Source organism: Streptomyces sp. NPDC006872 (assembly GCF_040635845.1).
Taxonomy (GTDB): domain Bacteria; phylum Actinomycetota; class Actinomycetes; order Streptomycetales; family Streptomycetaceae; genus Streptomyces.
Genome location: NZ_JBEYIL010000003.1, coordinates 252,945 through 266,331 on the forward strand (window position 1 = coordinate 252,945; position 13,387 = coordinate 266,331).

12 protein-coding genes are annotated in these 13,387 nt (G+C 68.5%); 6 read left to right on the forward strand and 6 right to left on the reverse strand.

Features of this window, described 5'->3' with window-relative positions:
• Positions 1 to 105 precede the first annotated feature (105 nt).
• From rsmG to rpmH, 6 genes are all read right to left on the reverse strand, one after another.
• Positions 106 to 822: a 16S rRNA (guanine(527)-N(7))-methyltransferase RsmG gene (gene rsmG / locus ABZ725_RS10115; RefSeq protein ID WP_358802252.1), complete on the reverse strand. Its 717-nt coding sequence runs from the start codon at positions 820 to 822 to the stop codon at positions 106 to 108.
• Between the two features lie 117 nt (positions 823 to 939).
• Entirely contained in the window at positions 940 to 1,452 is a 513-nt protein-coding gene (locus ABZ725_RS10120) for a R3H domain-containing nucleic acid-binding protein (RefSeq protein ID WP_358802253.1), read from the reverse strand.
• 15 nt (positions 1,453 to 1,467) lie between these two features.
• On the reverse strand, positions 1,468 to 2,748 hold the full coding sequence (gene yidC / locus ABZ725_RS10125) for a membrane protein insertase YidC (protein WP_358802254.1): 1,281 nt from the start codon (positions 2,746 to 2,748) through the stop codon (positions 1,468 to 1,470).
• A gap of 3 nt (positions 2,749 to 2,751) precedes the next feature.
• The gene (gene yidD, locus ABZ725_RS10130) at positions 2,752 to 3,105 is read right to left on the reverse strand and encodes a membrane protein insertion efficiency factor YidD (protein ID WP_351907577.1); all 354 of its coding nucleotides are present in this window, start codon (positions 3,103 to 3,105) and stop codon (positions 2,752 to 2,754) included.
• The gene (gene rnpA, locus ABZ725_RS10135; RefSeq protein ID WP_078615780.1) at positions 3,102 to 3,473 is read right to left on the reverse strand and encodes a ribonuclease P protein component; all 372 of its coding nucleotides are present in this window, start codon (positions 3,471 to 3,473) and stop codon (positions 3,102 to 3,104) included. Before rnpA ends, yidD begins: the two co-directional genes overlap by 4 nt.
• A 21-nt stretch (positions 3,474 to 3,494) precedes the next feature.
• The gene (gene rpmH, locus ABZ725_RS10140) at positions 3,495 to 3,632 is read right to left on the reverse strand and encodes a 50S ribosomal protein L34 (protein ID WP_018846094.1); all 138 of its coding nucleotides are present in this window, start codon (positions 3,630 to 3,632) and stop codon (positions 3,495 to 3,497) included.
• Between the two features lie 376 nt (positions 3,633 to 4,008).
• Between rpmH and dnaA the strand changes: the two genes are divergently transcribed.
• From dnaA to gyrB, 6 genes are all read left to right on the forward strand, one after another.
• Positions 4,009 to 6,003 (forward strand): chromosomal replication initiator protein DnaA, encoded by a 1,995-nt coding sequence (gene dnaA, locus ABZ725_RS10145; RefSeq protein ID WP_358802255.1) that lies wholly within the window; start codon positions 4,009 to 4,011, stop codon positions 6,001 to 6,003.
• 995 nt (positions 6,004 to 6,998) lie between these two features.
• A complete protein-coding gene (dnaN, locus tag ABZ725_RS10150; protein ID WP_351907572.1) occupies positions 6,999 to 8,129 on the forward strand; it encodes a DNA polymerase III subunit beta in 1,131 nt (376 codons plus the stop codon).
• Positions 8,130 to 8,306: 177 nt separating this feature from the next.
• Positions 8,307 to 9,182: a phosphogluconate dehydrogenase (NAD(+)-dependent, decarboxylating) gene (gene gnd, locus ABZ725_RS10155; RefSeq protein WP_358802256.1), complete on the forward strand. Its 876-nt coding sequence runs from the start codon at positions 8,307 to 8,309 to the stop codon at positions 9,180 to 9,182.
• Between the two features lie 52 nt (positions 9,183 to 9,234).
• Complete coding sequence (recF, locus tag ABZ725_RS10160; protein WP_351907568.1) at positions 9,235 to 10,356, forward strand: DNA replication/repair protein RecF; 1,122 nt, start codon at positions 9,235 to 9,237, stop codon at positions 10,354 to 10,356.
• Positions 10,353 to 10,901, forward strand: a complete 549-nt coding sequence (locus tag ABZ725_RS10165; protein WP_358802257.1) for a DciA family protein — start codon at positions 10,353 to 10,355, stop codon at positions 10,899 to 10,901. The genes recF and ABZ725_RS10165 overlap by 4 nt, the downstream gene beginning before the upstream one ends.
• A 374-nt stretch (positions 10,902 to 11,275) precedes the next feature.
• Entirely contained in the window at positions 11,276 to 13,378 is a 2,103-nt protein-coding gene (gene gyrB / locus ABZ725_RS10170; RefSeq protein ID WP_351907564.1) for a DNA topoisomerase (ATP-hydrolyzing) subunit B, read from the forward strand.
• Positions 13,379 to 13,387: the final 9 nt, after the last annotated feature.

Below are 13,387 nucleotides of genomic sequence, written 5' to 3' on the forward strand. Positions count from 1 at the left end.
GAGCAGGGAGCGACGTTTCACGTGAAACACGATGCACAGCGCCTGCGGCCGGATCCTCGCGACACTCCGTGATGCCTAGGTTTGGCACCTTGTGTGGAGTACGTCTCAGCGACGGCGGCGCACTCGGCCGGTGCGGGCCGCCTTGGCTCGCTTCGCGGCGAACCTCACACCGCCAGGGCTCTCCCCGACCTCGACCCGCACCACCGTGGACAGCGGATCGACCACGCCCTCACCGACATGCAGGATCGAGGTGCTCACGGCCCCGAGCTTGCTCAGCGCAGTGGCCGCGCTCTTCAGCTCCTCCTCGGCGGTGTCTCCCTTGAGGGCGAGCATCTCGCCGTAAGGGCGCAGCAGCGGGATGCCCCAGCCGGCCAGGCGGTCCAGGGGCGCCACGGCACGGGCGGTCACCACGTGGACCGGTGGGATCTTGCCCATGACCTCCTCGGCACGGCCACGGGCGACCGTCACATGGTCCAGGCCCAGGAGCTCGACGACCTCGTTGAGGAAGTTGGTCCGTCGCAGCAGCGGCTCCAGCAGGGTGATCTTCAGGTCCTCCCGCACAAGCGCCAGGGGAATGCCGGGCAGACCGGCGCCCGAGCCGACGTCGCACACGGTCACGCCCTCGGGCACGACCTCAGACAGCACCGCGCAGTTCAAGATGTGCCTCTCCCACAGGCGGGGCACCTCGCGTGGGCCGATCAGCCCACGCTGCACACCTGCCTCGGCCAGGAGCTCGGCGTATCGGACCGCATCGCCGAAGCGATCACCGAATACCTCTCGTGCCACTTCGGGCGCGGGGGGGAGCTCCGCTGCCTCCGTCACGGGGACCGTCCTTCCGTACCGCATCAGCGCTTCCCGCGCCGACACCAGAACTACCAGGCTGACAAAGATCGGCCCCGCCTGCGCAACAGACGGGGCCGGGGATACGTACGTACCGAATCAGTTGGGCAGCACGACGACGAAGCGCTGCGGCTCCTCGCCCTCGGACTCGCTGCGCAGGCCGGCGGCCTTGACCGCGTCGTGAACGACCTTGCGCTCGAAGGGCGTCATCGGCTGCATCTTGACCGGCTCACCGCTGTTCTTCGCGTCGGCCGCGGCCTTGGCGCCCAGCTCGGTGAGCTCGGCGCGCTTGTTGGCGCGGTAACCGGCGATGTCGAGCATCAGTCGGCTGCGGTCGCCGGTCTCCCGGTGCACGGCCAGGCGCGTGAGTTCCTGCAGCGCCTCCAGCACCTCGCCGTCCCGGCCGACCAGCTTCAGCAGGTCACGGGTGCCCGCGTCGCTGATGATCGACACAGAGGCGCGGTCGGCCTCGACGTCCATGTCGATGTCGCCGTCGAGATCGGCGATGTCCAGCAGACCCTCGAGGTAGTCCGCCGCGATCTCGCCCTCTTGCTCCAGGCGGGTGAGGGTGTCTGCACCCTCGGCGGCGGCGGAGGTGGTGCCTTCCGTCACGGGATGGGCTCCTTCTTACTTCTTGGACGGGGACTTGGGGCGCTGCGGGCCGCCCTTGCGCTGCCCGGACTGGGCCTTGCTGCGGCCTCCGGAACCGGGCTTTGCTCCGGTCTGCTTGGCGGCACCGGCGCCGCCCGAGGGCTTGGCGTCCTCCGGCTCGTCGGACTTGATCAGCGAGGTGGGCTCGCCGGCCGCCTTCGGGGTCGCGGACTGGCGCTGCGACTTCGACTGGCGCTTGGGCTGCTGACGCTTGGCGGCGGCCGCGCTCGCAGACGCGCCGTCCTCGGCCTGGGCAGCCGCCTGGGCCTCGCTCTTGACGACATTGCCGTCGGCCTGGGCCGCGAAGCCCACCTTGGTCAGAGCGTTGATGAACTTGCGCTCCGCGTCGTTGCGGTCGCGGCCCTTGGCCACGATGGCCTTGACGATGGCCTTCTCGCTGCGGCGACGCGTCTTGCCGTTGTGCGTGACGTGCTTGTACAGGCGATCCAGGTAGGCGGCCTGGGCCTTCGAACCCGGGGTCGGGTTGTTGCGGATCACGTACATCTGCTGCCCCATGGTCCACACGTTGGTGGTGAGCCAGTAGACGAGGACACCCACGGGGAAGTTGATGCCGAAGACGGCGAACATGACGGGGAAGACGTACATCAGCATCTTCTGCTGCTGCATGAACGGCGTCTTCACCGTGGTGTCGACGTTCTTCGTCATCAGCTGGCGCTGGGTGAAGAACTGCGACGCCGACATCAGAACGATCATGATCGCGGTGACCACGCGGACGTCGGTGAGCGAGGCGCCGAGCGCCTCCACCTTCGCCGAGCCGTCGGTGAACTTCGCGGCCAGTGGAGCGCCGAAGATGTGCGCCTTCCGCGCGCTCTCGAGCAGCTGCTCGTTGATGACGCCGATCTTGTCGCCCGTCGCGATGCCGTTGAGCACGTGATAGAGGGCGAAGAAGAAGGGGGACTGCGCCAGGATGGGAAGGCACGAGGAGAGCGGGTTGGTGCCCGTCTCCTTGTACAGCTTCATCATCTCTTCGGACTGACGCTGTTTGTCGTTCTTGTAGCGCTCCTGGATCTTCTTCATCTCAGGCTGGAGCGTCTGCATGGCCCGAGTCGACTTGATCTGCTTCACGAAGAGCGGGATCAGGCAGATACGGATCAGGATCACCAGGGACACGATGGACAGGCCCCAGGCCCATCCGGTGTCGGGGCCGAAGATGGCGCCGTACACCGTGTGGAACTGGACGATGACCCAGGAGACAGGTGTCGTGATGAAGCTGAAGAGGCTGGCAATCGTGTCCACTAATCATGCTCCTTGGGCATGGGACGGTGTCTCTGCGGCCGGGCCCGAGGAAGAGTTCTCCTCGGGGGCCGTTTCGGCGGCGGAGGTCCCGCCCCTGCGTGCACGCCACGCGTCGCGCAGCATTTCGTGCCATCGCGGCCGCTTGCGCGGTGGGACATGGTCCACACCGCCGAGCGACCACGGGTTGCAGCGCAGAATGCGCCACGCGGTGAGTGCCGTTCCCTTGATCGCACCGTGCCGGTCGATGGCCGTATAGCCGTAGTGGGAGCACGACGGGTAGTACTTGCACACCGGCCCGAGCAGCGGACTGATCGTCCACTGGTAGAGCTTGATCAGAGCCAGTAGCGGGTACTTCATCGCGCGCCCCCTCCCAGTAGCCGTTGAAGGGCGGCATCCAGGTCTTGGGCCAGCTGTGCGTGGTCGGCGTCGCCCGCCCCGGGCAGCGCCCGTACGACTACCAGGCTACCGGGGGGAAACAGGGTGACTCGGTCGCGCATCAGGTGACGCAGTCTGCGCTTCACCTTGTTACGCACCACCGCTCCGCCCACAGCCTTGCTCACGACGAAACCCGCACGCGTCGGGGGAGCGCTCTCCCCAGGCGCGTGCGGGTCCGTGGCACCGCTTCGAAGATGGACCACGAGGGTCGGGCGGCCGGCCCGACGACCTCGTCGTACCGCGGTCGCGAAGTCCTCGCGCCGCCTCAGCCGATGCTCGGTAGGCAGCACGACGTCATGACCTGATCAGGCTCAGGCGGACAGGTTGGCGCGGCCCTTGCTGCGGCGGTTCGCGAGAATCGCGCGACCGGCACGGGTGCGCATCCGCAGGCGGAAGCCGTGGGTCTTGGCACGACGACGGTTGTTCGGCTGGAAGGTGCGCTTGCTCACTCGGGGGCTCCAGAAATCAATCGGTGGCGGCGGGGTGCCGTCCTGGCTGTCACCGTGCGCCCACGAGGTAGCTCGCGGTGAACGCCCGAGTGCACCGCTTCCCGATCACCTGAAGCGATCTGTGCCCATCGGAGGCAGGCGGCAGCAGCCATCGACAACTCGACCTGGTTACGGTACGCGCGGCTACGCCATCCGGTCAAACCGGCAGTCACGGGGAGACACTATCCACAGCCTGGGGACAACAACTTGAACCGCAGCCGTCGCCCTGACTACCTTGGCTGAACTCCGAATCGTTCCTTTGTCCCTGCCCCGCCCCATATGAATCCCGACCGTCCCGCAACCACACGTTCGTGGGACCCACGAGAGAGCGTGCCCTGTGGCTGATGTACCTGCCGATCTTGCCGCAGTGTGGCCACGAGTACTGGAGCAACTCCTCGGCGAGGGTCGGGGCCAGGGCGTCGAGGTGAAGGACGAGCACTGGATCAGGCGCTGCCAGCCGCTCGCGCTGGTCGCCGACACCGCCCTGCTCGCGGTACCGAACGAATTTGCGAAGGGCGTGCTGGAGGGCCGCCTCGCCCCGATCGTCAGCGAGACGCTGACTCGCGAGTGCGGCCGTCCGATCCGCATCGCCATCACCGTCGACGACTCCGCCGGCGACCCCCAGGCACCACCGGCCCCGCCGGTCCCTCCCGCACCGCAGCAGCCGCGCTACGAGGAGCCCGAGCTCCCGGCCGGCTCCTACGACGGGCAGGACGGCCGGAAGGAAAGCCGCTACGCCGCCGGATACGACAACTCGTACGAAAGCCAGTACGAGGGCTACGGTCGGCACCGCGCCGACCCGATGCCCCCGACGCCCGGCGACCAGCTCCCCGGCTCCCGCTCGGACCAGCTGCCCACCGCGCGGCCCGCGTATCCGTCGGAGTACCAGCGCCCCGAGCCCGGCGCCTGGCCGCGGCCCCAGCAGGACGAGTACAGCTGGCAGCAGCAGCGGCTGGGCTTCCCGGAGCGCGACCCCTACGCCTCGCCCTCATCCCAGGACCCGTACGGCTCCTCGTCGCAGGACTCCTACGGTCCGCCGTCGCAGGACTACCGCCCCCAGTCGATGGAGCGGCCGCCCTACGACCCGTCGCCGTACGAGCAGAAGCGGTCGGAGTACGAGCAGTCGCGGTCCGACTACGACCAGCGCGACGCCGGCCGCCGGGAGCGGCCCGAGCCGTCGGCCGGTCCCGGTCATCCGCACCGCGGCGGCCCGGGTCAGCACGGCCCCGGCCAGCACGGTCCGGGTGCGCCCGGACCGTCGGCCGCGCAGTCCTCGGCGAAGGCCGGCCCCGGTGAGCCGACGGCGCGCCTGAACCCGAAGTACCTCTTCGACACCTTCGTCATCGGCGCCTCCAACCGGTTCGCGCACGCGGCCGCCGTCGCCGTCGCCGAGGCACCCGCGAAGGCCTACAACCCCCTCTTCATCTACGGGGAGTCGGGCCTCGGCAAGACGCACCTGCTGCACGCCATCGGGCACTACGCGCGAAGCCTCTACCCGGGCACGCGCGTGCGGTACGTGAGCTCGGAGGAGTTCACCAACGAGTTCATCAACTCCATCCGCGACGGCAAGGGCGACAGCTTCCGCAAGCGGTACCGCGAGATGGACATCCTGCTCGTCGACGACATCCAGTTCCTCGCGGACAAGGAGTCGACGCAGGAGGAGTTCTTCCACACCTTCAACACGCTCCACAACGCCAACAAGCAGATCGTGCTGTCCAGCGACCGGCCGCCGAAGCAGTTGGTCACGCTGGAGGACCGACTGCGGAACCGTTTCGAGTGGGGCCTGATCACCGACGTCCAGCCGCCCGAGCTGGAGACGCGGATCGCGATCCTGCGCAAGAAGGCGGTGCAGGAGCAGCTCAACGCCCCGCCGGAGGTGCTGGAGTTCATCGCGTCCCGCATCTCGCGCAACATCCGCGAGTTGGAGGGCGCGCTGATCCGGGTGACGGCGTTCGCGTCGCTCAACCGGCAGCCGGTGGACCTGGGCCTGACGGAGATCGTCCTCAAGGACCTGATCCCCGGCGGCGACGACTCCACGCCTGAGATCACCTCGACCGCCATCATGAGCGCCACCGCCGACTACTTCGGCCTCACGATCGAGGACCTGTGCGGCAGCTCGCGCGGCCGCCAGCTCGTCACGGCCCGCCAGATCGCCATGTACCTGTGCCGTGAGCTGACGGACCTGTCACTGCCGAAGATCGGCGCGCTGTTCGGCGGCCGCGACCACACGACCGTCATGCACGCGGACCGCAAGATCCGCAATCTCATGGCCGAGCGGCGCTCCATCTACAACCAGGTGACCGAGCTGACCAACCGCATCAAGAACGGCTGACGGCACCGCCAGACCGCACCGACAGACTGCACCGACAGACTGCGTCGCGGACCCCGCTGAGGGCGCCCCCGGAGGACATCCGGGGGCGCTTTTCGTCGTCCTGGAGGCGTTCCGAAAGCGTCCTGGAGGCGTCCTGGAGGCGTTCCGGAGGCCTGGCGCGCCTCTCCGCACCGGCCGGCGTCGACCGGCAACCGTCGTCCGCCGCTCACCCGCTGTTCGAATACCGGCCGGGTTACGGCCACTCTCCACAGATTCGGTGACTTTTTCCCGTCCACACCCTGGGGACCGGGAAGTTGTCCAGACTGTGTCCACAGGCTCGCCCGGTGAGAGACCATCCAGCCAGGTCAACTGGTTGTGGATTCGTGGAAAAAGGTTGTCCACAGGCTGTGGACAAAAAAATGATCCACAGGCTGTGCACGAAGTTGTCCACCGGCAACCCACAGGCTTCGGCCGGTTGTCCCCAGCGATCTCCGGCTTCTCCACATGTCTGTCCACTGTTCGGCAACACAACGCGCCTCGTCACCGCGTCGAGTGAAAGGCGTCACACGAAGCTGCCGGGTTGCCCTGTGGGAAACGTGGGTAAACCTGGGGACGCCGCTGGGGAGAACTCGCCCCCGCCTGTGCATGGAGTGTGCAGAACTTTCTGTTCTCCACAGAAGACCCCGGTTGTCCACCGCCTCCACCCACAGGGCCGGTGGATAAAATACCGCCTCTGAGCTGCGAAAACGGGGTTATCCACGGTTTCCACAGGCCCTACTACTACTAGCAACTAGAGAGAGCTGGGAATCCGTTTCGAAGCGGGCCCTGTGCACAACTCGCTCCTCGGTGCCCGGCTGCCCCTCGTCACGACTTGACCCCGAGGGGCACCAGCTGTCAGTGCGGTGCGTCAGACTGGTCCCCGGTGGTTCTGCCCCGCCTCGGGGCCGACCACACCGAGACAGACGACGAAGGCCAGGCAGGGCGAGAAGCGCCGGCAACAGCAGGAGGCGGCAAGAGTGAAGATCCGGGTGGAACGCGACGTACTCGCGGAGGCCGTGGCCTGGGCGGCGCGCAGCCTCCCGGCCCGTCCGCCGGCGCCTGTCCTCGCCGGCCTGCTGCTGAAGGCCGAGGACGGCCAGCTGAGCCTGTCCAGCTTCGACTACGAGGTCTCCGCACGGGTCTCCGTGGAGACCGAGGTCGAGGAGGAGGGCACGGTTCTCGTCTCCGGCCGCCTGCTCGCCGACATCTGCCGCGCCCTGCCCAACCGCCCGGTGGAGATCTCCACAGACGGTGTACGGGCCACGGTGGTCTGCGGCTCCTCGCGCTTCACGCTCCACACCCTGCCGGTGGAGGAGTACCCGTCGCTGCCGCAGATGCCGAACGCCACGGGCACCGTCCCCGGCGAGGTCTTCGCCTCCGCGGCCGCCCAGGTCGCCATCGCCGCCGGTCGTGACGACACGCTGCCGGTGCTCACCGGTGTGCGCATCGAGATCGAGGGCGACACGGTCACGCTGGCCTCCACCGACCGCTACCGCTTCGCGGTCCGTGAGTTCCTGTGGAAGCCGGAGAACCCCGAGGCGTCCGCGGTCGCCCTGGTGCCCGCCAAGACGCTCCTGGACACCGCCAAGGCGCTCACGAGCGGCGACAGCGTCATCCTGGCGCTCTCCGGCTCGGGTTCCGGCGAGGGGCTCATCGGTTTCGAGGGCGCCGGCCGTCGTACGACGACCCGCCTCCTGGAGGGCGACCTTCCGAAGTACCGCACGCTGTTCCCGACCGAGTTCAACTCCGTGGCCGTGATCGAGACCGCCCCCTTCGTGGAGGCCGTCAAGCGCGTCGCCCTGGTCGCCGAGCGCAACACCCCGGTGCGGCTCAGCTTCGAGCAGGGCGTGCTCATTCTGGAGGCCGGCTCCAGCGACGACGCACAGGCTGTGGAGCGGGTCGACGCCCAGCTCGAGGGCGACGACATCTCGATCGCCTTCAACCCGACCTTCCTGCTGGACGGCCTGAGCGCGATCGACTCCCCGGTCGCCCAGCTGTCCTTCACGACGTCCACGAAGCCCGCGCTGCTCAGCGGTAAGCCAGCGCTGGACGCGGAGGCGGACGAGGCCTACAAGTATCTGATCATGCCGGTGCGCCTGAGCGGCTGAGTCGCCGGGCGTTGTCCACAGGTCGTGGAGAAAGCATCCCGGCCTGTGGAGAAAGCCGCAGGTGGGGGCGTTCGTATGAGCGCGTATGCCCACAGGTGTGCGTGACGGTCCGGGTTTAGGCTCGGACATGGGTACGAAGGTGCCCCACACGCCACACAGCGACCTAAGGAACAACTGATGGAGCTCGGTCTCGTCGGCCTCGGCAAGATGGGCGGCAACATGCGCGAGCGGATACGCCGCGCAGGCCACACCGTCGTCGGATACGACCGCAACCCGGACCTCGCCGATGTCCACAGCCTCCAAGAGCTTGTGGGCAAGCTCAACGGCCCGCGCGTGGTCTGGGTGATGGTCCCGGCCGGTGCCGCGACCCAGTCCACCGTCGACGAGCTCGGCGAGCTCCTGGAGCCCGGTGACGTGGTCGTGGACGGCGGCAACTCCCGCTGGACGGACGACGAGAAGCACGCCGAGGAGCTCGCCGCCAAGGGCATCGGCTTCGTCGACTGCGGCGTCTCCGGCGGCGTCTGGGGCCTGGAGAACGGCTATGCGCTGATGTACGGCGGGGCCGCGGAGAACGTCGCCAAGGTGCAGCCGGTCTTCGACGCGCTCAAGCCCGAGGGCGACTTCGGCGCGGTCCACGCCGGCAAGGTCGGCGCCGGCCACTTCGCGAAGATGGTCCACAACGGCATCGAGTACGCCATGATGCAGGCCTACGCCGAGGGCTGGGAGCTCCTGGAGAAGGTCGACTCGGTCACGGATGTGCGCGAGGTCTTCCGCTCCTGGCAGGAGGGCACGGTCATCCGGTCCTGGCTGCTGGACCTCGCGGTCAACGCTCTCGACGAGGACGAGCACCTCGACAAGCTGCGCGGCTTCGCACAGGACTCCGGCGAGGGCCGGTGGACCGTCGAGGCCGCGATCGACAACGCCGTGCCGCTGCCCGCGATCACGGCCTCGCTGTTCGCGCGGTTCGCGTCCCGTCAGGACGACTCGCCGCAGATGAAGATGATCGCGGCGCTGCGCAACCAGTTCGGCGGCCACGCCGTCGAGACGAAGTAGTCCACAGGGTCGCACCGCGATCCACAACCCTGGGGGAGGTCGGCGAACGACCATGCACGTCACGCATCTGTCGCTGGCCGACTTCCGCTCGTACGCCCGGGTCGAAGTTCCGCTCGACCCGGGCGTCACCGCCTTCGTGGGCCCCAACGGGCAGGGCAAGACGAACCTCGTGGAGGCCGTCGGCTACCTCGCCACCCTGGGCAGCCACCGGGTCGCCTCGGACGCTCCGCTGGTCCGCATGGGCGCCGACCGTGCGATCGTCCGGGCGCAGGTCAAGCAGGGCGAGCGGCAGCAGCTGGTCGAGCTGGAGCTGAACCCCGGAAAGGCCAACCGCGCCCGCATCAACAGGTCCTCGCAGGTCAGGCCGCGTGATGTGCTCGGCATCGTGCGGACCGTGCTGTTCGCGCCCGAGGACCTCGCCCTGGTGAAGGGCGACCCGGGTGAGCGCCGCCGCTTCCTGGACGAGCTGATCACCGCCCGCTCCCCGCGCATGGCGGGTGTGCGCTCGGACTACGAGCGGGTCCTCAAGCAGCGCAACACACTCCTGAAGACGGCCGCGCTCGCCCGGCGGCACGGCGGCCGCTCCATGGACCTGTCGACCCTCGACGTCTGGGATCAGCACCTCGCGCGCGTGGGCGCCGAGCTGCTCGCCCAGCGGCTCGACCTGGTGGCCGCGATCCAGCCGCTCGCCGACAAGGCGTACGAACAGCTGGCGCCCGGTGGCGGTCCGGTGGCTCTGGAGTACAAGTCGTCGGCCCCCGGCGAGGCACACACGCGTGAGGAGCTCTACGGGCAGCTCATGGCGGCGCTCGCGGACGCCCGCAAGCAGGAGATCGAGCGGGGCGTCACGCTGGTGGGCCCCCATCGGGACGATGTGGTGCTCAAACTCGGCTCGATGCCGGCCAAGGGGTACGCCTCGCACGGCGAGTCCTGGTCGTACGCGCTGGCGCTGCGGCTGGCCTCCTACGACCTGCTGCGGGCCGAGGGCAACGAGCCGGTGCTGGTCCTGGACGACGTCTTCGCCGAGCTGGACGCCCGTCGGCGGGAGCGGCTGGCCGAGCTGGTCGCGCCCGGCGAGCAGGTGCTGGTGACGGCCGCGGTCGACGACGACGTGCCGGACGTCCTCGCGGGGGCGCGGTACACCGTGTCCGGGGGGACGGTGGAGCGGATATGAGCGGCGACGAGCCCGCCCCGAAGCAGAGCGCCGAGCGGAGCGCCGAGCCCTCCGGCGTCGACCTCGCGCGCGTGGCGCTCAGGGCGGCACGCGAGCAGGCACGCGCGCGTGGGGACGCGGTGCAGCAGAAGAAGCAGGCCCGGCGCGGGGGCGGCCTGCGCTCCGGAGCGCGCGCGGACGGCCGCGACCCGATGGCGCTGGGCGCCGCGATCAACCGGCTGCTCACCGAGCGCGGGTGGGAGGCGCCGGCGGCGGTGGGCGGGGTGATGGGCCGGTGGCCGCAGATGGTGGGCGAGAACCTGGCCAAGCACTGCGTCCCGGAGAGGTACGACGAGGACGAGCGGGTCCTGGTCGTGCAGTGCGACTCCACGGCCTGGGCGACCCAGCTGCGGCATCTCACGCCCACCCTGGTGGCCCGGCTCAACGAGGACCTGGGACATGGCACCGTGCGGATGATCAAGGTGCTCAACCCCGGCGGCCCGCCCCGCCGCTACGGCCCCCTCAGGGCCCCTGGGAGCACCGGTCCCGGCGATACCTACGGGTGACGTATGTCACGTATCCGAAGGCCGGGACGGGTCTGTCGTGACCGCCCGGCCTTCGTTCCGTGTGCCCGCGTGCGGGTGCGAATTCCGACCTGACTCCCAAGTAGCCAAGGGTTGACACCCGGAAGCGCTGAGTGCCTCCGTGAGCCTCTTGGAGCCCCCATCCACATATCGGGACCCGGAAGAGACCGGTTGAGGGCGGCACATGCGGACTCAGGTACCGGCAAACCCCCATCACTGTCAGTGCTACCGGTAGACTGGAAGCCAATCCCGCCCCGAACGTGGGGACCGCCCGGGAAAAGCTGAGCAACGCTGATCAAGGCTTACCAACGCAACATGCCGCAGCCGCTCCGGCAACCTGCCGATGAGCCTGGCTAGTGCTGTGCCAGAAAGGGCGCTTCGTGGCCGATTCCGGCAACCCCAACGAGAACATCCCGTCCACCGACGCCGGCGCGAACGACGAGGTCATCGCCTCGAGCAACTCGAGCATCTCGAGCAGCGAGGTCACCGCCTCGTACGACGCCAGCGCCATTACCGTCCTCGAGGGCCTGGACGCCGTCCGCAAGCGACCCGGTATGTACATCGGTTCCACCGGTGAGCGGGGGCTGCACCACCTCGTGTACGAGGTCGTCGACAACTCGGTCGACGAGGCGCTGGCCGGGCACGCGGACACCATCGACGTGACGATCCTGGCCGACGGCGGTGTGCGGGTCACGGACAACGGCCGCGGCATCCCGGTGGGCATCGTCGCCTCCGAGGGCAAGCCGGCCCTCGAGGTCGTGCTGACCGTGCTGCACGCGGGCGGCAAGTTCGGCGGCGGCGGCTACGCGGTCTCCGGTGGTCTGCACGGCGTCGGCGTCTCGGTCGTGAACGCCCTGTCGAGCAAGGTCTCCGTCGAGGTGCGGACGGACGGCCACCGCTGGACGCAGGACTACAAGATGGGCGTCCCCACGGCGCCGCTCGCCAAGCACGAGGCCATCGAGGAGACCGGCACGTCGGTCACCTTCTGGGCCGACGGCGACATCTTCGAGACCACGGAGTACTCCTTCGAGACGCTCTCGCGGCGCTTCCAGGAGATGGCGTTCCTCAACAAGGGTCTGACGATCAAGCTCACCGACGAGCGTGAGTCGGCGAAGGCCACCGCCGGGGCGGACGAGGCGGGTGCGGACGAGAAGGACGAGGTCAAGACCGTCACGTACCACTACGAGGGCGGCATCGTCGACTTCGTGAAGTACCTCAACTCCCGCAAGGGCGACGTGGTGCACCCGACGGTGATCGACCTCGAGGCGGAGGACAAGGACAAGGCCCTCTCCCTCGAAGTCGCCATGCAGTGGAACAGCGGCTACAGCGAGGGCGTGTACTCCTTCGCCAACATCATCCACACGCATGAGGGCGGTACGCACGAAGAGGGCTTCCGCGCGGCGCTGACGAACCTGGTCAACAAGTACGCGCGCGACAAGAAGCTGCTGCGCGAGAAGGACGACAACCTCACGGGCGACGACATCCGCGAGGGTCTGACCGCGATCATCTCCGTCAAGCTGAGCGAGCCGCAGTTCGAGGGCCAGACCAAGACCAAGCTGGGCAACACGGAGGCGAAGACCTTCGTCCAGAAGGCGGTCTACGAGCACCTCAACGACTGGCTGGACCGCAACCCGGTCGAGGCGGCGGACATCGTCCGCAAGGGCATCCAGGCGGCCACCGCGCGCGTGGCGGCCCGCAAGGCCCGCGACCTGACCCGCCGTAAGGGCCTGCTGGAGTCGGCGTCCCTGCCGGGCAAGCTCTCCGACTGCCAGTCGAACGACCCCATCAAGTGCGAGATCTTCATCGTCGAGGGTGACTCCGCCGGCGGCTCGGCGAAGTCCGGCCGCAACCCGCAGTACCAGGCGATCCTCCCGATCCGAGGCAAGATCCTCAACGTCGAGAAGGCGCGGATCGACAAGATCCTGCAGAACCAGGAGATCCAGGCGCTGATCTCCGCCTTCGGCACCGGTGTGCACGAGGACTTCGACATCTCCAAGCTCCGCTATCACAAGATCATCCTGATGGCGGACGCCGACGTCGACGGCCAGCACATCAACACCCTGCTGCTGACCTTCCTGTTCCGCTTCATGCGGCCGCTGGTCGAGGCCGGGCACGTGTTCCTCTCCCGTCCCCCGCTCTACAAGATCAAGTGGGGCCGGGAGGACATCGAGTACGCGTACTCCGACCGGGAGCGCGACGCGCTGCTCGAGATGGGCCGCCAGCGCGGCAAGCGCGTGCGCGAGGACTCGATCCAGCGCTTCAAGGGCCTCGGCGAGATGAACGCCGAGGAACTGCGCATCACCACGATGGACCAGGAGCACCGCGTCCTCGGCCAGGTCACCCTGGACGACGCCGCCCAGGCCGACGACCTGTTCTCCGTCCTCATGGGTGAGGACGTCGAAGCCCGCCGCGCGTTCATCCAGCGCAACGCCAAGGACGTCCGCTTCCTCGACATCTGAGTCGGTCTC

Bases quoted from the DNA above. Each gene is read 5' to 3' on its own strand.
- yidD (WP_351907577.1), bottom strand. From the start codon at position 3,105: ATGAAGTACCCGCTACTGGCTCTGATCAAGCTCTACCAGTGGACGATC.
- gnd (WP_358802256.1), top strand. From the start codon at position 8,307: ATGGAGCTCGGTCTCGTCGGCCTCGGCAAGATGGGCGGCAACATGCGC.
- recF (WP_351907568.1), top strand. From the start codon at position 9,235: ATGCACGTCACGCATCTGTCGCTGGCCGACTTCCGCTCGTACGCCCGG.
- ABZ725_RS10165 (WP_358802257.1), top strand. From the start codon at position 10,353: ATGAGCGGCGACGAGCCCGCCCCGAAGCAGAGCGCCGAGCGGAGCGCC.